The organism is Sphaerotilus microaerophilus (assembly GCF_023734135.1).
GTDB classification, from domain to species: domain Bacteria; phylum Pseudomonadota; class Gammaproteobacteria; order Burkholderiales; family Burkholderiaceae_C; genus Sphaerotilus; species Sphaerotilus microaerophilus.
On sequence record NZ_AP025730.1, the window covers coordinates 1,593,070 to 1,611,921 of the forward strand.

The 18,852-nt window shown below is 69.6% G+C and carries 16 protein-coding genes; 3 read left to right on the top strand and 13 right to left on the bottom strand.

Annotated elements, in window-relative coordinates; translation table 11 throughout:
• Positions 1 to 9: 9 nt before the first annotated feature.
• A complete protein-coding gene (locus NGK70_RS07025; protein ID WP_251972554.1) occupies positions 10 to 639 on the top strand; it encodes an HAD family hydrolase in 630 nt (209 codons plus the stop codon).
• 63 nt (positions 640 to 702) lie between these two features.
• Here the strand turns inward: NGK70_RS07025 and NGK70_RS26430 are convergent, their stop codons facing one another.
• Together NGK70_RS26430 and NGK70_RS07040 are read right to left on the bottom strand one after the other, a co-directional pair.
• The gene (locus NGK70_RS26430; RefSeq protein WP_310742584.1) at positions 703 to 2,376 is read right to left on the bottom strand and encodes a methyl-accepting chemotaxis protein; all 1,674 of its coding nucleotides are present in this window, start codon (positions 2,374 to 2,376) and stop codon (positions 703 to 705) included.
• 152 nt (positions 2,377 to 2,528) lie between these two features.
• Positions 2,529 to 3,734, bottom strand: a complete 1,206-nt coding sequence (locus NGK70_RS07040) for a M20 aminoacylase family protein (protein WP_251973708.1) — start codon at positions 3,732 to 3,734, stop codon at positions 2,529 to 2,531.
• A 94-nt stretch (positions 3,735 to 3,828) separates the two neighbouring features.
• Here NGK70_RS07040 and NGK70_RS07045 point away from each other — a divergent pair, with 94 nt between their 5' ends.
• Both NGK70_RS07045 and NGK70_RS07050 read left to right on the top strand, forming a co-directional pair.
• Positions 3,829 to 5,949, top strand: a complete 2,121-nt coding sequence (locus tag NGK70_RS07045; protein WP_251972555.1) for a molybdopterin-containing oxidoreductase family protein — start codon at positions 3,829 to 3,831, stop codon at positions 5,947 to 5,949.
• Positions 5,946 to 7,022, top strand: coding sequence for an aminopeptidase (locus NGK70_RS07050; protein WP_251972556.1), 1,077 nt, complete (start codon positions 5,946 to 5,948; stop codon positions 7,020 to 7,022). Before NGK70_RS07045 ends, NGK70_RS07050 begins: the two co-directional genes overlap by 4 nt.
• Before the next feature lie 24 nt (positions 7,023 to 7,046).
• On the opposite strand, the gene NGK70_RS07055 is transcribed toward NGK70_RS07050, so the two are convergent.
• From NGK70_RS07055 to NGK70_RS07105, 11 genes are all read right to left on the bottom strand, one after another.
• On the bottom strand, positions 7,047 to 7,688 hold the full coding sequence (locus NGK70_RS07055) for a protein phosphatase CheZ (protein WP_251972557.1): 642 nt from the start codon (positions 7,686 to 7,688) through the stop codon (positions 7,047 to 7,049).
• A gap of 11 nt (positions 7,689 to 7,699) precedes the next feature.
• Positions 7,700 to 8,098 carry a chemotaxis response regulator CheY gene (gene cheY / locus NGK70_RS07060; protein WP_251972558.1) on the bottom strand — a complete coding sequence of 133 codons (399 nt, stop codon included), beginning with the start codon at positions 8,096 to 8,098 and terminating at the stop codon, positions 7,700 to 7,702.
• A gap of 64 nt (positions 8,099 to 8,162) precedes the next feature.
• The gene (gene motB, locus NGK70_RS07065; protein WP_251972559.1) at positions 8,163 to 9,107 is read right to left on the bottom strand and encodes a flagellar motor protein MotB; all 945 of its coding nucleotides are present in this window, start codon (positions 9,105 to 9,107) and stop codon (positions 8,163 to 8,165) included.
• 51 nt (positions 9,108 to 9,158) lie between these two features.
• The gene (gene motA / locus NGK70_RS07070) at positions 9,159 to 10,016 is read right to left on the bottom strand and encodes a flagellar motor stator protein MotA (protein WP_251972560.1); all 858 of its coding nucleotides are present in this window, start codon (positions 10,014 to 10,016) and stop codon (positions 9,159 to 9,161) included.
• A gap of 151 nt (positions 10,017 to 10,167) precedes the next feature.
• Positions 10,168 to 11,094: a class I SAM-dependent methyltransferase gene (locus NGK70_RS07075; RefSeq protein ID WP_251972561.1), complete on the bottom strand. Its 927-nt coding sequence runs from the start codon at positions 11,092 to 11,094 to the stop codon at positions 10,168 to 10,170.
• Between the two features lie 62 nt (positions 11,095 to 11,156).
• Entirely contained in the window at positions 11,157 to 12,362 is a 1,206-nt protein-coding gene (locus tag NGK70_RS07080) for an HD-GYP domain-containing protein (protein ID WP_251972562.1), read from the bottom strand.
• A 207-nt stretch (positions 12,363 to 12,569) separates the two neighbouring features.
• On the bottom strand, positions 12,570 to 13,106 hold the full coding sequence (gene flhC / locus NGK70_RS07085) for a flagellar transcriptional regulator FlhC (protein ID WP_251972563.1): 537 nt from the start codon (positions 13,104 to 13,106) through the stop codon (positions 12,570 to 12,572).
• 70 nt (positions 13,107 to 13,176) lie between these two features.
• Positions 13,177 to 13,500 (bottom strand): flagellar transcriptional regulator FlhD, encoded by a 324-nt coding sequence (gene flhD / locus NGK70_RS07090; protein ID WP_251972564.1) that lies wholly within the window; start codon positions 13,498 to 13,500, stop codon positions 13,177 to 13,179.
• A 438-nt stretch (positions 13,501 to 13,938) separates the two neighbouring features.
• A complete protein-coding gene (locus NGK70_RS07095; protein WP_251972565.1) occupies positions 13,939 to 15,024 on the bottom strand; it encodes a hypothetical protein in 1,086 nt (361 codons plus the stop codon).
• A 173-nt stretch (positions 15,025 to 15,197) separates the two neighbouring features.
• A complete protein-coding gene (locus tag NGK70_RS07100; protein ID WP_251972566.1) occupies positions 15,198 to 16,724 on the bottom strand; it encodes a class I SAM-dependent methyltransferase in 1,527 nt (508 codons plus the stop codon).
• A 48-nt stretch (positions 16,725 to 16,772) separates the two neighbouring features.
• Positions 16,773 to 18,791, bottom strand: coding sequence for an O-linked N-acetylglucosamine transferase, SPINDLY family protein (locus NGK70_RS07105; protein WP_251972567.1), 2,019 nt, complete (start codon positions 18,789 to 18,791; stop codon positions 16,773 to 16,775).
• Positions 18,792 to 18,852 lie beyond the last annotated feature (61 nt).

Below are 18,852 nucleotides of genomic sequence, written 5' to 3' on the forward strand. Positions count from 1 at the left end.
GACGCCGCCATGAAGCCCACCTACCTGATCTTCGACTTTGGCGGCGTGCTCTTCCACTGGAACCCGGTGCGCCTGCTGGCCCAGGTGCTGCCCGAGCGGGCCAACACGCCGGAGAACGCCACGCTCTGGAAGGACCGCTTCTTCCAGGGCTACACCGGTGACTGGGGCCAGTTCGACGCCGGGCTGATCGACGAGGCGGAAACGGTGCGGCGCATCGCGTCGCGCACCGGGTTGGCGCCCGCCGAGGTGGAGGCGGTGCTGGCGGCGGTGCCCGATGCACTGTCGCCCATCCCCGCCACGGTGGCGCTGCTGCGCCGCCTGCGCGAAGCCGGCCACCGGCTGTTCTTCCTGTCCAACATGCCGGCGCCCTACGCCGCGCACCTGAGCCGCACGCACGACTTCCTGCGCGGGTTCGACGACGGGGTCTTCTCGTCCGAGGTGCGGCTGGCCAAGCCCGATCCGGCGATCTTCGCGCTGGCGCTGCAGCGCTTTGACATCCCGGCACGCAGCGCCCTGTTCATCGACGATCACCTCGGCAACGTCGAGGCGGCGAACCGCTTTGGCCTGCCAGCGGTGCTGTTCACCGACGCACAGCGGCTGGAGCGCGACCTCCTGGCGCGCGGCCTGCGGCTCGACTGACGATCTCCCATCGGGCTCGGCGCCCGGTGTCTGCCCAGGCCGTTGGCCTGCAGAGCGAGCCGGTCAGAAGGTTTCCCACTCCTGCGTGGCCACGGTGGCCTCGGTGGTGGTTGTGGCCCTGGCCGTCGGCGGCCGTGCCGTTCGGGTAGCGCTTGCAGCCGGTGCGGGAACGACTGCAGCCTGGCCCGCTTCGGTGCGGAAGACCGCCACGGCGCGCTCCAGCTCGGCCGCATGCTGGCGCAGGCTTTCGGCCGAGGCAGCGCTTTCCTCCACGAGGGCGGCGTTCTGCTGCGTGCCCTGGTCCAGGTGCGCCATGGCGCTGTTCACCTGGGTGATGCCGGCACTTTGTTCGACCGTGGAGGCGTTGATCTCGGCGATCAGGTCGTTCATCCGTTGCACGCGGGTGACGATCTCTGCCATCGTGCTGCCGGCCTCGCGAACGAGGTCGTGGCCGCCCTCCACACGCTCGACCGACTGGGTGATCAGCGCCTTGATCTCGCGCGCGGCGTTGGCGCTGCGCTGGGCCAGCGTGCGCACCTCGCCGGCCACCACCGCAAAGCCGCGGCCCTGCTCGCCGGCCCGGGCCGCCTCGACGGCCGCGTTCAACGCCAGGATGTTGGTCTGGAAGGCGATGCCATCGATCACGCCGATGATGTCGGCGATCTTGCGGCTGCTGGCGCTGATCTCGTCCATCGTGGCCACGACCCGGTTCACCATGTCGCCGCCCCGGCTGGCCACGCCGACGGCCGCCGCGGCCAGCTGGTTGGCCTGGCGGGCGCTTTCAGCGTTCTGCTGGACCGTGTCGGTCATCTGCTGCATCGACGCGGCGGTTTCTTCCAGTGCGCTGGCCTGCTGCTCGGTGCGCCCGGACAGGTCCTGGTTGCCGCTGGCGATCTCGCGGCTGGCGCTGTTGACCTGGGCGGCGCCGCTGCGGATGTGGCCCACGGTGCGCCGCAGCCCTTCCTGCATGGCCTGGATGGCCTGGAGCACCTCGCCCATCTCGTCGCGGCGGCGGCTGAGCACGTCCTGCGTGAGGTCGCCCTCGGCGATGCGTCGCGCCGCGGCCGTGGCGCGCTGGGCGGGCCTGACGATGCTGCGGGTCATGGCCCAGCCGGTCCATGCGGCGAGCGCCAGCCCCAGCCCGGCGACCGTCAGCAACATCCACCGGCCCGCGGCATGAACCGCCTCGGTCTGGCTCGTGGCGTCGCGCATGCGCTGCTGCTCGACGTCCGCCAGCTGCTTCAGCGCGGCGGTGTAGTCGCCCCGCAGCCGGCGGACCTCGCCGCCTGCGATCAGCATGCGCGCGGAGTCCGGGTCGCCCGCCTTGACGGCGCGGATGATCTTGTCGACCGCTTCCAGGTAGGGCGCGTGGGCCGCGACCGCCTGCTTCAGCGCGGCCTGGCTGGCTTCGCTGTCGATGCTGGCGGCCAGGTTGCGCTGGACCTCGGCCAACGCCGTGCGCTCCTTGCCAATCTCGGCGATCTCCGCCAGCACCAGTTCCTGACCGTCGAACAGGATGGCGTTGCGCAGATGGATCCCGATTTCCAGGACGCTGCGTTCCATCTGCGCCACCAGCACGACGGGCCGGACCGATTGGTTGACCAGGTGGCGGACCGTCTCGTTGAGGGTGTTCAGGCGCAGGATGCCCGATGCCGTGCTGACCAGCAGCAGGCAGCCCAGCAAACCGAACGCCAAGCCCAGACGTGCGCCGATGCGCAGGGCGGGAGGAAAGGACATGGTGCGTGATCGTGGTCGTGGAGGTGATGCCACGATCGTCGCCTTTTTGTCCCAGGGGGCAGCGCGGAAAAAAAGCGGCCACGGCCGGCGCTGATTGCCGCATTCCGGGGCGACGGTGGGCGGCGCGAAATGCCCTGACCGTGGGTGGATGTTCAGCCCGCCCGGCCCAGCCAGCGCTCGGCCAGCCGCACCCACAGCGCCGCGCCCAGCGGGATCAGCTGGTCGTTGAAGTCGTAGTTCGGGTTGTGCAGGGTGCAGGGGCCCAGGCCATGGCCTTGCTCGCGGTGGGCACCGTCGCCATTGCCGATCACGAAGTAGGCGCCGGGCCGCTGCTGCAGGAAGAAGCTGAAGTCCTCCGCGCCCATCGTCGGCTCGAACTCCAGCGCGTTGTCGGGGCCGACCAGCTCGGTCATCACCTCGCGCACGAACTCGGCCTCGGCGCGGTGGTTGATGGTGGGCGGGTAGTTGCGGTGGAACTCGAAGGCCACCTCGGCGCCGAAGGCCGCCGCGGTGTGCTGGGCGATCTCGCGCATGCGCTGCTCGATCAGGTCCAGCACCGGCAGCGTGAAGGTGCGCACCGTGCCCTGGATCTCGGCGAAATCGGGCACCACGTTGGTGGCCTCGCCGGTGTGGATCATCGTCACCGAGATCACTGCTGCGTCGGTGGGCTTCTTGTTGCGCGTGACGATGGTCTGGAAGGCCTGCACCATCTGGCAGGCCACCGGCACCGGGTCGATGCCGTTGTGCGGCAGCGCCGCGTGGCAGCCACGGCCGGTGATGGTGATCTTGAACTCGTTGCTCGACGCCATCGCCGGCCCGTTGCACACCGCGAACTGGCCCGCCGCCATGCCCGGCCAGTTGTGCATCCCGAAGATCGCCTCCATGGGGAAGCGCTCGAACAGCCCGTCGGCGATCATCTCGCGCGCCCCGCCGCCGCCTTCCTCTGCGGGCTGGAACACCAGGTACACCGTGCCGTCGAAGTGCCGGTGCCGCGCCAGGTGCTGCGCCGCGGCCAGCAGCATGGCGGTGTGGCCGTCGTGGCCGCAGGCGTGCATGCGGCCCGGGTGCCGGCTGGCGTGGGGGAAGTGGTTGTGCTCGGTCATCGGCAGCGCGTCCATGTCGGCGCGCAGGCCGATGGCGCGCGGCGAGCTGCCATGCCGGATCACGCCGACCAGCCCGGTGCGGCCCAGACCGCGGTGGACTTCGATGCCCCAGGCGGCGAGCTGACTGGCCACCAGGTCCGAGGTGCGCACCTCTTCGAAGCACAGCTCCGGGTGGGCGTGGATGTCGCGGCGGATCGCGGTCAGCAGGTCGGTGTCGACAGCGAGGGCGCTGGCAGAGGCGGGCAGCGTGGACATGGGGCGGGCGGCAGGCGCGTTGAAGGAGGACAGCGAATCCATCTTATCGCCGGGCCCGGACCCGCGCTGCAGGAGCCCATGCCATCATCTCGGCATGAGTGCCAACCCTGCCCCCGCCCATGCCCCTGACGGCGATGCCGCTGCCACCGTGTCGGTGGTGCACGCCGCCTGCCCGCACGACTGCCCCGACACCTGTGCGATCCGCGTCACGGTGCAGGGCGGGCGGGTGATCCGGCTGCAGGGCGACCCGGACCACCCGCCCACGCACGGCGCGCTGTGCACCAAGGTGTCGCGCTACATGGAGCGCATCGAGCACCCGGAGCGTGTGCTGACGCCGCTCAAACGGGTCGGGCCAAAGGGGCGGGGCGAGTTCGTGCCGGTCAGCTGGGACGAGGCGCTGGACGACATCGCCGCACGGCTGCGGGCCATCGCGGCGCGCGATCCGCAGGCCATCCAGCCCTACAGCTATGCCGGCACGATGGGCTTCGTGCAGGGCGAGGGCATGGCCGCGCGGTTCTGGAACCGCCTGGGCGCGTCGCAGCTGCACCGCAGCATCTGCGCCGAGGCCGGCGCGACCGGGCTGGCGATGACCTACGGTTCCACCGTGGGCATGCACCTGCAGCACTTTGCCGAGAGCCGGTTGATCCTGATCTGGGGCAGCAACCCGATCACCTCCAGCGTGCACTTCTGGACCTTTGCGCAGGCGGCCAAGCGCGCGGGCGCGAAGCTGATCGCGATCGATCCACGCCGCACCGAGACCGCCGAGAAGTGCCACCAGCACATTGCATTGCGCCCGGGCAGCGATGGCGCCCTGGCGCTGGGTCTGATGCACGAGCTGATCGTGAACGACTGGCTCGACCACGACTACCTGGCCCGCCACGTCGAAGGCTGGCCCGAGCTGCGCGAGCGTGCGCTGCAGTGGCCGCCCGAGCGCGCCGCACAGGTCTGCGGCCTCACGCCCGACGAGGTGCGGGGCCTCGCGCAGGACTACGGCACGACGGCACCGGCGGCCATCCGCCTGAACTACGGCATGCAGCGGGTGCACGGCGGGGGCAACGCGGTGCGACTGATCGCGCTGCTGCCCTGCCTGGTCGGGGCCTGGCGGCACCGGGCCGGCGGGCTGCTGCTCTCGGCCTCGGGCTGGAACAAGCCGGTGCGCAACCCGGCCTTCCACCAGCCCCACCTGCTGGCGGGGCGGCGAGTGCGCACCATCAACATGGCCACCATCGGCGACGCCCTGCTGGCGCAGCCGGGCGAGGCGGTGCTGGACGGGGGGCCGCGCATCGAGGCGCTGGTGGTCTACAACAGCAACCCGGTGGCGATCGCGCCCGAGTCGGCCCGGGTGGCCGCCGGCTTCGCCCGTGAGGACCTGTTCACCGTGGTACTGGAGCACTTCCTGACCGACACCGCCGACCATGCCGACTACGTGCTGCCTGCCACCATGCAGCTCGAGCATGTGGATGTGCACGCCAGCTACGGCCACACCTGGCTGCTCGCCAACCAGCCGTCTCTGGCCCCGCGTGGCCAGGCCCGGCCGAACGCCCAGGTGTTCCGCGAGCTGGCCACGCGGCTGGGCTTCGACGAGCCCGGCTTTGCCGACGACGACATGGCGCTGGCGCGCCAGGCCTTTGGCGACGCGGTGGACTTCGACCGCCTCTGGCGCGACGGCTGGGTCCAACTGCCGCTGCCCGAGGCGCCGTTTGCCGAGGGCGGCTTCCCGACCGCGAGCGGCCGGGCGCGTGCCTGCGGGCCGGACCTGCCGCTGCCTGACCATGTGCCCAACCACGAGTGCGCCGAGACCAACCCGGTGTTGGCAGCGCGCTATCCGCTGGCGATGATCTCGCCGCCGGCGCGGCATTTCCTGAACTCCACCTTCGTCAATGTGGCCAGCCTGCAGGCCACCGAGCGGGAGCCGGTGTTGGAGATCTGTGCGGCCGATGCCGCGGCGCGCGGGCTCGTCGATGGCGGCGTGGTGCGGGTCTTCAATGACCGGGGCAGCTACCACTGCGTCGCGCGGGTGAGCGCGCGCGCCCGCCGCGGGGTGGTCAACGGGCTGGGGGTCTGGTGGCGCAAGCTGGGCCTGCGTGGCAGCAATGTCAACGAGCTGACCCACCAGCGCCTCACCGACCTGGGCGAGGCCCCCTGCTTCTACGACTGCCTGGTGGAGGTCGAGCGGGCCGATGCCGAGTTGGCACCGCAGGCCGCAGGGGCATGAAGCCGCGCACGCGCCTCGCCGCCCTGGCCCTGCTGCTCGGTCTGGCGGCGGCCTGCATCGGCCTGGGCGGCTGTGCGCATGTCAGCTACTACTGGCAATCCGCCAGCGGCCACCTGGAGCTGCTCAACGCCGCGCGGCCGGTGGATCACTGGCTGGCCGACCCGGCCACGCCGCCCGAGCTGCGCGAGCGCCTGCAGCTCAGCCAATCGCTGCGCGACTACGCCTCGCGCGAGCTGGCGCTGCCGGACAACGCCAGCTACCGCCGCTACGCCGACCTGAAGCGCCCCGCCGCGGTGTGGAACGTGGTGGCCACGCGGGAGCTGTCGCTGGAGCTGAAGGGCTGGTGCCACCCGGTGGTCGGCTGCGTTGGCTACCGCGGCTATTTCGATCGCGGCGAGGCCGATGCGCTGGCGAAGCAGCTGCAGGCCGAGGGCTGGGAAACCTACGTCTACGCGGTGCCGGCCTACTCGACGCTGGGCAAGCTGCCGGGGCGCTGGTTTGCCGACCCGCTGCTCAATACCTTCATCCGCGGCTCCGATGTCGATCTGGCGCGGCTGATCTTCCACGAGCTGAGCCACCAGGTGGCCTATGCCGAGGACGACACGGTGTTCAACGAGTCCTACGCCACGGCGGTGGAGCGCATGGGCAGCGCGCAGTGGCTGCGCGGCAGCGCGCGGGAGGCCCTGGCGGTGGAGGCCGAGAAGCAGGATGGGCGGCGCGATGATTTCCGCGCTCTCACGCTGCGTACCCGTGCCGAGTTGGTGCGGCTGTACGGCAGTTCATCCACCGACGACGAAAAGCGCCGCGGCAAGGCAGCGATCCTGGCCGGGATGCGCACCGCCCATGCCGAACTGAAGGCCGGGCGCTGGGCCGGCTACGGTGGCTACGACCGCTGGTTCGAGGCGGCTGGCAACCCGCAGCTCGCGATCCTGGGGGCCTACAACGAGCGGGTCGGCGAGTTCGAGCGGCTGTTCGAGCGCAGCGGGCGGGACTGGCCGCGCTTCCACTCGGAGGTGAAACGGCTGGCCGAGCTGCCGAAGGCAACGCGCGACGCTGCGCTGGCGCTGCCCTGACCCTGTCTTGCCGCTTGCTGGGGGCTAGAACCCCAGGCTGGCCAGCAGGTCGTCGACCTCGCCCTGGTCCTGCACCACGTCGGTGCGGCCGGTGGCGTCCACCACGGGGCCGTGCAGCACGGTGGGGTCGACCTTGTCGCGCTGCTCGGGCGGCACCACCTGCACGAGCAGCTTGACCAGATTGGTCTCCAGTTCGTTGGCCAGGTTCACCACCTTGGACACCACCTGGCCGGTCAGGTCGTGGAAGTCCTGGGCCAGCATGATGTCGGTCAGGTGCTGGTCGATGCGCGCGGTGGCCGCCTCGATGTCGTGCACGAAATTCAGCACCGCACCGCTGGCCACTGCCTTGACGGGGTCACGTACCAGCGCCTCGCCCATCGCACGGGTCTGCTTTGCGATGTTGTGGTGTTCGAACTTGGCCTGGTCGACCGAGTTCAGCACCTTGTCGGCGGCCTCGCTGGTCTTGCGCACGATGTAGTTCAGGCGACTGCGAGCGTCAGGCAGGCCTTCGGTGGCGACCTTGAGCTGGGGCATCACCCCCAGTTGCTGCATGGTGTCGTGCAGCAGGCGGGTGATGGCACCGATCTGCAGGAACACGGTTTCCGGTGTGCCGGGTTGTTCGGCGCAGACGGTGACGGTCGCGGTGGCAAGTGCTTCGGCGGTCATCGTGTTCTCCCTCAGGCGGTGGCGCCGAGCTTCTGCATGATCTTGGTGACCTTCTCCTCCAGCGTTGCCTTGGTGAAGGGCTTGACGATGTAGCCGGCCGCACCGCTCTGGGCGGCGAGCACGATGTCTTCCTTGCGCGCTTCGGCGGTGACCATCAACACGGGGAGATGGCGCAGCGTCTCGTCGGCCTTGATCGCCTTGAGCAGGTCAAAGCCGGTCATGTTGGGCATGTTGATGTCGCTGACAACGAAGTCGAAGCGGCCGCTGCGCAGCATGTTCAGCGCCACGGCGCCGTCTTCGGCTTCCTCGACGTTGTTGCAGCCCATTTCCTTGAGCAGGCCGCGCACGATGCGGCGCATGGTCGAGAAGTCGTCGACGACCAGGAACTTGAGGTCGGTAGAGGCGGTCATGTGCGCTCCTTGGGGATCTGGATGCGGGCGGGTCGCAGGGACGGGTCGAAGATTGACCCCGTGTTTATCGGTTTGGCGGCGCAGAACTTGAAATTTCTGCGGGCGCACTGGCGGCGTCTTCCTCGGGCAGCGGGGCGTCGCCGGACTGGAAGAACCGCTCCTCGGCGTCACGGGTCATCACGATGATGCTGATGCGCCGGTTGATGGGGTGCAGCGGGTCCTGGCGGTCAAAGGGCACGCTGGCGGCCAGCCCCTGCACGCGCAGGATGCGCGCATCGTCCAGCCCGCCGGCCAGCAGTTCACGGCGCGAGCTGTTGGCGCGGTCGGACGACAGCTCCCAGTTGCTGTAGCCCAGGCCCGAACCCATCGGCTTGGCGTCGGTGTGCCCCTCCAGCGTCAGGCGGTTGGGTACTTCGGTGAGCACCGAGCCGATGGCGCGCAGGATCTCGCGCATGTAGGGCTGCACCTCGGCCGAGCCGCTGTCGAACATCGGCCGCTTCTGGTCGTCCACGATCTGGATGCGCAGGCCCTCGCGGGTCATGTCCAGGCGCACCTGTGACTTGAACTCGGCCAGCTTGGGCGAGTTGGCGATGACCTCGGCCATCTTCTCCTTCAGCTCGCTCAGCCTCGCCTGTTCGGCCTTACGCTGCTCGGCTTTCAGGGCCTTGAGGTTGTAGGTCTTGTGCTTGGCCTCGACGTCGCCCTTTTTCACCTGACCGCCCTGTCGGGTGAGGTCGGTGCCGCCGCCCCTGAGCAGCGAGGAGGCGTCGCCGGCACCGGAGCCGCCACCCATCAGCGCGACCTTCAGGGGGGACTGGAAGTAGTCCGCGATGCCCTTCTTGTCGCCCTCGGTGGTCGAGCCCAGCAGCCACATCAGCAGGAAGAAGGCCATCATCGCCGTCACAAAGTCGGCGTAGGCGATCTTCCACGCGCCGCCGTGCGCCGCGTGGCCGGCCTTCTTGACCCTCTTGACGATGATCGGTTGCAGCTTCTTGGCATCACCGGCCATGGCAGGCTCCTGGGATGCGCGCAGGCACCAGGGTTGGTGTCAGCTCGGGCATCACTTCTTCTTCAGGTGCGATTCCAGCTCAGTGAAGCTGGGGCGATCGCCGGAATAGAGCACCTTGCGGCCGAACTCGATCGCGATCTGCGGTGCGTAGCCCTGCATCGAGGCCAGCAGCGTGCTCTTGATGCACTGCAGTTCCTTGCCGGCGTCCTCGACCTTCTGCTCCAGCAGGCCGCCCAGCGGCTCGACGAAGCCATAGGCCAGCAAGATGCCCAGGAACGTGCCCACCAGCGCCGAGCCGATCATGCCGCCCAGCACCGCCGGTGGCTGGCCCACCGAACCCATGGTGTTCACCACGCCCAGCACCGCAGCCACGATGCCGAAGGCGGGCAGGCCACCGGCCAGCCGCGCGATGGCGGCCACCGCGGCGTGCTCCTCCTGGTGATGGGTGTCGATCTCCTGGTCCATCAGGCTCTCGATCTCATGGGCATTCAGGTTGCCCGACACCATCATGCGCAGGTAGTCGGTGATGAACTCGGTCACGTGGTGGTCATTGCCCACCGCCGGGTACTTCTGGAAGATGGCCGAGCTGTGCGGGTCCTCGACGTCCTTTTCGATGGACATCAGGCCCTCCTTGCGCACCTTCTGCAGCAGGTCGTACATGAGCGACAGCAGCTCCATGTAGCGGGCCTTGTTGAACTTGCTGCCCTTGAAGCAGCGGCCCAGGCCGGCCATCGAGGCCTTCACCACCTTCATCTGGTTGTTGGCCAGGAAGGCGCCGGCGGCGGCGCCGAAGATGGTGATCATCTCGAAGGGCAGTGCCTTCAGGATCACGCTGATGTTGCCGCCGTGCACGATGTACACGCCGAAGATGCAGCCCAGGGCCACGAGCCAGCCGACGATGACGAACATGGGGTGCTTTCCGGATCAGGGGGCCGCCGGCGTCACGAGGGGCCGGGTCGGCAGATGAAGTCTGTTTTGCATATCGGAGGGCCGCCCTGGTGACTTGAGATGGCGGAAAGTGAAAAATCTCTCGCCGTCGTTGCGGGGCTGCAGAGGCGGGTCAGCCGCGGCGCGGTGCCGGGCCGATCGCGTAGACCCACACCGGGCGTGCGTCCTCGCGCTGCAGCACGGCATGCAGGCGCAGCCCGGGGGCCTTGAATTCCAGGCTCACCAGCCAGCTGCCCGGGCGCATTTCCTGGCGGGCCTTGGCGGCGGCATGCGCCATGCTTTCGGGGCGCTGGAACAGGTAGACCATGTCGTGGCCACTCCAGCTCTGTGCCCACATGTCGCCGCGCCGGATGTGGGCCCAGCGGCAGCGCAGCGAGGCCAGCCAGCGCAGCGGCCAGCTCCACTCGACGCCTTGCAGCTGCGCGCTCGGGTAGGCCCGGCGCAGGGCCTGCAGGCCGTGGCCCAGGCCGCAACCGGCATCGAGGATGCGTGCCCGAGCGGGCAGCGGGGCGATGTCGGCCAGCCCTTCCAGGGCGTCAGAGGGGGTGGGAAAGAACGGTGCGTCGTGCCAGGCTCGCAGCGGGTAGGCCAGCAGGAACAGCGCCAGTGGCACCAGCCAAGCCCAGGCGGGCAACTCGCCGAGCACGCCGCCTGCGGCGACCGTGCTCCCCAGCCCCGCCGCGGGCACGGCCAGGCCGTGCAGCAGGGCATGCAGCCCCCAAGAGAGTGGGAAGCCGACCGCGACGATCCAGCCCCGCCAGCGTGAATGACCTGCCAGGCCCGTGCCCAGCCCCGCCGTCCCACCCAGCAGCAGCGCCGCAGCCATCGCAGCGGCGGTTGCCACGCCCAGTTGCTGCAGGGTCGTGAAGAGGCCCCAGGCTGTGGCCCAGGTGAGCAGCGCCGGCAGTGGCCAACGCAGCCGCGCGCAGGCACTGCGCAGGGGGCTGTCGTTGGCGGCGGCTGCCGTGGAGTCTCCTGTCCGGGTCAGGCGGGCACCCGGGCGCAGGGGAGAGACCGTGGGAATGGATTGGCGGGACATGGCGTTTGCCGCGGGGTCAGGGGGCAACGGGCCGGTTCCGGGCCAAGACTGGCCGGGACCGTTCAGAGCAGGGCCAGCAGCTGCTCGTGCTGCAGGCGAACCTTGATGCTGTCGACGGCAGCCACGCCGACAACGGCGCGCGCCGCGCTGGAGGTATCACGCAGCACCGGCGCACTGAGCGCCAGCCCGCTGGTGCCAACCAGCACTGCCACGAGGGGCTCGTTGGCGCGTTGGCCACGCTTCATCACCACACCGACCTCGCCGTTGGCGAGCTGCACGTAGCTGCCCGGCGGGTACATGCCCAGGGCCTTGAGGATGGCGGCGCCCAGCTCATCGGGCTGGCCATCGGCGCCCACGCAGGCGCTGCGGGCGGCGGCCAGCGGCGACATGGGCAGGCGCGAACTGCGGCGGCTGATCTTGGCAGTGAAGCGGTCGACGGTGTACAGCAGCCGGGCCAGCCGGCTGGCGGCGTCCAGCGTCTTGAGCGGGCGTTCGAGCAGGCTGGTGTCGTGGTGCAGTCGCACGATCTTCAGCCAGCGCGCGTCCGTGACGCCAGCGCCGGCCAGCAGTGTCGAGCCCCGCAGGCCGTGCCCCACGATGCGCTCGCGCTGGTCGGGCGACAGCGGCAGGCGCTGCTTGGCCAGGTTGTCCTGCAGCACCGTCATGGCCACGTTCATCGTCAGGGCGGCGCCCACCAGGCTGTCGATCTCCTCGGCCGGCCAGCCGAGCACCGTGCCGACGCGCTCGCAGATCAGCGCGCACAGCATCGCGTGCTGGCTGCTGTATTGCTCGCAGGAATGCAGGGCGTGTTGCACCAGCAGGTACAGCGGTGCATGCGCCGAGCGTTGCTCCAGCGCCCGCGCCTGGGCCAGGCTGGCCTGCACCGTTTCCAGCCAGCCGCTCTGGGTACCGGCCGTGCGCAGTGCGCCTGCCAGACTCTGCATCAGCATGTGCCAGGTGTCGGTGAGGCTGTCCTGGCGCTGGCGCGCCGGGTCTTCGCGATCGCGCCGCAGGTTGGCCACCGCGATGTGCTGCAGCGAGGCATTGGTGCGGATCAGGCTGCCGACCGTGCTCTTGAAGCTTGATCGCCAGCGGTACGACTCGTCCTCGTCGACGAACAGGTGCTTGGCCTGCAGCAGCGCGAGCTTGCTCTGGTCCTGGATCACGCCGCGCGCGGGCAGCAGCAGCATGCCGTTGGCGTCATAGACCCCGAACGGCAGGGGATCCCGCAAACGCAGGTGCTCCGGTGACAAGGGGATGTACGCCATGGTCGTCATTGCCAGCATGCGCGGGGTGCGCGCCAGAAGTCTGGGAGAACTATCGACCCTCTGCCGGTTTGCCTTGAGACGGAAAAGGGGGGAGAAAAGGCAACGGCGGCAGGGTTGGCAGAAGTGGCAGAAAAAAACGGGTCTGCTTGGCAGACCCGTTCAAAAGCACCTCAGAGGTGCCAGGAGGAAGCGTTCGAGCCAGTCACGTCAATGCAGTTGGAGCGCGCCGCTGGCCTTGCCCTTGCCGGCCCGTGCCGGGGGGTTGCACAGGCCGCACACGAAGTGCTTGGCGATCTCATGGGGGTGGGTCACGAAATGGCCGCCGCACTTGGAGCACTTGGTCATGGTCAGCATGCCGTTGTCCACGAACTTCACCAGGCGCCAGGCGCGCGTCACCGACAGCAGCGGCTCCAGGCCCTGGGCCTGCGTCTGCTCCAGGTAGAGCTGGTAGGCCTTGATGACGGTGTCGATCTCGTCCATCTCGGCCACCTTGTTCAGGTACTCATGCGTGTTCAGGAACAGGCTGGCATGGATGTTGGGCTGCCAGGTCATGAACCAGTCGGTGGAGAAGGGCAGCTGGCCCTTGCTTGGCGACTTGCCGGCGACTTCCTTGTACAGGCGCAGCAGGCGCTCGTACGAGAGGTCGGTTTCCGATTCCAGCACCTGCAGGCGGGCACCCAGCTTGATGAGCGTGACGGCGCGGTCGATCTGCTTGGCTTCGGTCAGGATGCTCTTGGTGCGCATGGTGTGTTCCCCCGGGTGTCTGGTGTGCGTGGCGTTCGGTCGGCTGGGCGGTGCGGCGTGCGGGCCTGGATCAGGCGGCTTCGCGATGGCGCCCGGCCATCAGGATGCTGGCGTGCAGGCGAGAGACGCTGTCGTTGGCGGCGCTCTTGCCGTGGTTGGTCAGCAGGTTCCACACCAGATCGTCGTCACAGCGCATGCGGCACAGCAGCGTGTTGCCGGAGGCAATCTTCATCATCTGGGCGGGCGACAGCATTTCCAGCAGGGTGGCGGTCTCTTCCGAAATGCCCAGGCGGAACAGGGCCTGCTCGCGGTCGGAGCGGATCAGGCTCTGCGCCAGCATCATGTACGACAGGTTGGCTTCGCGGATTTCGGAGAGGATCTGTTCGGTGTTCATGACGGGCTCCTTGCTTGGGGTGTCTGCCTCGTTGCCTTGGCAGCGGTTCGGTATCAACGTGAGATGAATTGTGAAGATACGAACTGGCTTGCAACATCAGCCCACTTCCACAGCTTGAGTACGACAAACGCCATCCAGCGTGTCAGGCAAATTCCTACACGCTGTCATCCATTCGAAGAGGTGATTGGCCCCGGACGGGCGGTGCGGGCGCTTCGGCCGACCGCCGGGCGTGACGCAGGTCACGCCGGGGCGTGCCCGGGTTGGTGCGGAGGAACCTGAGGTGCGGTTGGGGCCCTCTGCCGGTGCAACCCTGTCATCCGGTGGCTGACATGGCCTCGCTCGTTGGCTGGGGCTGCCAGTGGCGGCCCGGCGCCGGTGTGCGGTGCCCGGCGGCGCCAGACGTCCGCAGGCGTTGCCTGCGGCGAGCCGCGAGCGAGGTCAGCTCAGCGCGTGCTCGCGCAGCCGCGCACCGATCTGGCCGATCCGATCCAGTTCGGGGATCCAGGCCGGTGCCGCAGCGGCATCGCCATGGGAGGGGAGGTCGAGCGCGGCGATGGCGCTCAGTCGCAGACCGGGGCCTGCGTTGCTCATCCGACGCGTCGGTGCGCCGCGTCGCGGGGCATCGCCGCTCGGTTCTGGCCGGTGCAGCCGCGCGGGGATGGTGGAGCGGGCCAGCAGCGCGTCGATGGACGCCACCACCCGCGCCAGTGCCGGGCTGGCGGGCGCTTGCACGGGCGCTGGCCGCGGCAGGGGATCGAAGGCCACGAAGGGCAGGCCGAACAGGTGCAGCCAGCAGCGCTCCAGCATCAGCCGGTGGGTCAGGTCGCTGCGCAGCAGCAGCTCCAGCCTGTCCAGGGTGCCGTTGGCATCTTGCAGCAGGGCGAGCAGCCGATCGTTGCGGACCGCGAACACGCCACCGGCTGCGCACAGGCCCAGGTCGGCCAGGGTGGCGCTGGTGGCCAGGTCATGCCGGCCTGCCAGGTCGAGGAAGTGCGCGAGCAGGTTGTGCCCTGCCGGCAGGGCGTGCCGGTGGCGGTACTGATCGGCCAGCAGCTCTGCTTCCCTGTCGATGTGCCCGACCGGCGCGAGGGTGTGCAGGCAGAAACGCTCGACCCGCACGGGCTGTCCGCCCACCCACTCGCGGCGATCGTCGCGAGCCGGCGCGCGGGTGGTGGCGCGCAGGCCAAGCGCCTGCACGTCGCCCCAGTTCTGCGGCTGGGCCAGCAGTTCCATCAGGGCGGGCGCGTGCGCCAGGCCATCGCCAGGCGTGAAGACGGTCCAGCCGGTCGGGTCCAGGCGGGGGTGTTCGGCCGTGGTCAGACGGTGCTGCAGTTGCTGGAGGTATTCGATGTGGCTGCCCGCGCAGCCCGCATCGGCCCGCACGCCCAGTATCTCGGTGCCCGGCAGGAGATCGGCGCTGCGCAGGCCCGGACCTGCGTTGCAGACCTTCACCTCGCAATGGGCCGGCAGCCCATGCAGCCAGTCCAGGGCTTCATCGGTGCGTGCAATGACGAGGGTGATCATGATCGGGGCTCTCCTGGCGCGACGGGCGTTGGAGGCAATGTAGGCCGGCGCGGCGGCCGCCCATCCGTCGATCAGCAGGGAAAAAACGCCGCACGAACGCGGTGCGCCGAAGCGCCCCGGAGACGCACTCCGGCCAGAGCGGGCGTTTGTCAGCGCCCGCCTGCGGCGCGGGCTCAGGCGCTGGTCAGCGCGTCGGGAGCCGTTTCGGGCTCGGTTGCCCAGATGTCGTCATCGGGCAGGCCGCCGAAGTCAGCCCGCAGGGTGCGGGCACGGGTGCGCTCCTCAAGGGAGGTCTCGATCTTGCGGAGCCGCACGCGCATGAAGTGCGCCCCTTCCCGGGCGCAGGGCTTCAGCTGGGCGTCCAGGTAGCTGGAGTCGGCGAGCTCGAAGCGGTGCTCGAACCAGCCGAGGTACCAGAACCAGTCGGTGTAGTAGATCCAGGAGTTCTCGTTGATCGCGCGGACATGGGTGGGATCCTGCCAGGCGGTCGGGGCGTGCTCGTAGGGGACCTCGATGTGCATCTCGCCCTGCAGCGTCAGCAGGTCAAGGCAGTTGCGCATCATCTGCGGCAGGTCGCCGACGTGTTCCAGGACGTTGCTGGCGTGGATCGTCTGGATGCTGCCGGCATTCAGGCGCACCGGGCCGTGAGTGGGGCTATCGAACTCCAGCGGCCACTGGACCGGCTGGGCGAGGTCGAGCAGCACGTCGGGCTCGGCCGCCGGGAGGATGTCGATGTTCAGCCACCCGGGGCGATAGTCCTTGCCGGATCCGATGTGGATGCGTCGCGGCTGCCAGGGCGAGGTGTCCAGTCGTGTCTGGTGCACCTGGCGGTAGCCCGCACAGAAGGCCAGCAGGTCGGCGTAGCCGTCGATGAGGTCGTGCTGCTGGAAGGCGGCCGCCTGGGCTTCGGACCGGGCCCGGAACGACGGCTGGTCAAAGTCGCTTGCCAGCCAACCAGGCAGGTCGTTCGGGGCGACCCAGTGCACGCTCTGTTCGAAATGCCCAGGCACCTCGGTGCCCGGAGTGCGCTCGGAGATCACGGGTGTGCCCAGCGACAGGCATTGGAAGGCGCGTGCCTGCTCGAAGCGGCAGGGGTGTTCCGCCGACGGCGCGTAGAAGTGCAGGTTCAGCACCGCCTTGGCGTGACGGATCAGGTCGTCCCGCTCCGGGCCATACAGCGGCCGCTCCAGCAGGCTGACGCGCCGGCCGGCGCGCTCGATGCGCTCGATCAGTGCGCGGCGGCGCTCGTTCATCGAGCCGAAGAACAGCAGGTCGATGGGTCGCTGGTCCCACGCCAGGGGTGGGCGGTCGGCAAGATAGGGCGCATGGCCAAAGGCGATGAGGGGCACCTCGTCGGCAAGGCCCTGGTAGGCGGCAAGGTTGGCGGGGTGGTAGTCGATGGCGGCATGGCGCCGCAGCAGTTCCAGGTAGGCCGCGTTCACCGGGGCACCCCGGGCGCCCAACTGTTCGAGGTTGACGAACAGGCAGGTGTGGCGCGCCGCCGCCTGCGCGTCGAAGCCGAGGTGGGCGCCGAACACGATGTTGACGGCGTCATGGCGCAGCCGGTTCTTGGCCAGCGTCACGACGGCGCCCATGCGCCTGAACTGGTAGCGGAAGTAGCGCGCCTGGTCGAGGAAACCGAGCGAGTGCACGTAGCCGGCCGGCTGGACGATGCACAGGTGGAGGGCGGGCAGGTTCATGGGGCCTCGGCGTCGGTCGGTTTTTGGTCGGGGTCCGGCGGTGATGCGTCAGGCTCCGTCGGCGGCCAGCGGGGCAGGGCGCAGACCGGCATCGTGGCGAGCCACCATGCGCAAAAGGAGCTGGCTCAGGTCGGCGGCGAAGCGGCGCCCGTCAAACAGCGGTGAGTCCCGTCGGGCCGCGTCCAGGCGGTGGCGCAGTTGCGTGCGTGCCTGGGCATCGCCGCCCAGCTGCAGGGCCCGCTGGACATAGCCCTCGATGTCGCACCGGACCAGTTCGTCGGCCAGGCCCAGGGTGTGCAGCAGGCTGGCCGCGACCCGGGAGGCCAGCGTGTGGCCCTGCAGCGTCAGCACCGGCACGCCCGCCCAGAGGGCGTCGCTGGCGGTGGTGTGGCCGTTGCAGGGGAAGGTGTCGAGGAAGAGGTCGACATTGGGCAGCCTCGAACGGTGCGACTCGATGCCGAGGAAGGGGGCGAACACCAGCCGGTCGGCGGCGATGCCGCGCAGGGCCGCCGCCTCGCGCAGGCGCTGCTGCGTGGTCGGCTCGGGCACGAGCAGCCAGAGCACCGAGCCTGGGCAGCCCGCGAGGATGCGGCACCAGGCGCCAAACACCTCGGGGCTGAACTTGTAGGCCTGGTTGAAGCTGGCGAACACGATGCCCTCTTCCGGCAGGCCGCAGCGGGCGCGGCTCCAGGCGGCGGGGCGGGAGCGGCGGCTGTCGTTGGGCTGGTAGCAGTGCGGCAGCTGGGCGATCTGCTCGGTGAAGTCGCCCTGCGCTTCCAGCGGCGTGATGACGCGGTCGCCGATCAGGTAGTCGACGTGGGGCGAACCGCTTGTGCCGGGGTAACCCAGCCAGCTCACCTGGATGGGGGCAGGGCGGGCAGCCAGCACCTGCAGGCGGGCGCCGCGGGTGTGGCCCTTGAGGTCGATGAGCACGGCGATCTCGTCGGCGCGGGTCTGCTGCACCAGTTGCTCGTTGGCCCAGTTGGCAACCTCGTGCACCCGGGTGGCGGTGGCCAGTACCCGCTGGCGCAGCGGCGAGCGGTCGTCCGGTCCGGCGGAATAGAAGACCAGCTCGAACGTGTCGCCGGCCAGGTGCTCCAGGACTTCGGCGAGCAGGATCGCGGTGGCGTGGTGGTGGAAATCCGAGGAGAGCCAGCCGATCCGCAGCCGCCCGTTGGGGCGTGGGCAGGGCTGCGGCTCGTCGGTCGAGGCGACGCCCCGCATCTGGTGATTGCCCGCGTGGCTGGCCGCCCATCGTTGCAGGGCCGGGTCGTCCTGCAGCGCGAGCAGGCAGAACGGGGCTAGCTCATCCGACGGGATGCCGGCCGCCGAGTTGCGCACGGCGTCCAGACAGGTCTGCAGCCTCGCCAGATCCTCCTGGAGCGCACTCCAGTCGCAGGCCCAGGCGGCGTAGTGGGCGGCATACAGGGCGCTGCCCAGCGCGAGCGGATCCAGGTCCAGCACCATGCGGTAGCACTGGGCGGCGGCGTGATGCAGCTTGAGGGCGGCCAGGCTGTGCCCCAGGTTCAGGGCGGCGTAGCGCATGCGCGGCAGGTCCGGTCCGGCATGGGTGAGCGCGTGGGTGAGGTCGGAGGTGGCCTCGTGGTGGCGCTCCAGCCCGGCCAGGGCCGTGCCGCGCAGGGCATGCCAGTGGGCGTCGCGAGCGGTGCCTGCATCGAGCTGGTCGAGGACGTGCAGCGCCTCGCTGTTGCGGTGCTGCTCGCGCAGCCGCTCGGCCAGGAAGTTGCAGTACAGCAGGCTGGCTGGATCGAGGTCCCGGGCCTGGCGGGCGGCCTCGACCGCGGCAAGCCCTCGTCCCAGCTTGTGTTCGGCCACGGCCAGGTTGAGCCAGTACAGCGCGTCGCCGGGCTCCAGGCTCACCGCCTGTTCGAAACACACCTGCGCCTTGGCATGCTCGCGCACCTTGGTGAAGTCGACACCTTGCTGCCAGAGGCGCCGGGCGGTGGCGCTGGGCTGGCGCGATGCCGGGCGCAGGGGCGAGTGGGAGCCAAGTGGGGCGCTGCGCGGGATGCGCAGGGCTTGCAGGCGAGGGGGAGGCGGGGGCATCGCGGCAGCCGTTCTTTTGCGTGGAAGCCGGCACCGTGCACCGGCCGATCTGCCTGGCCGC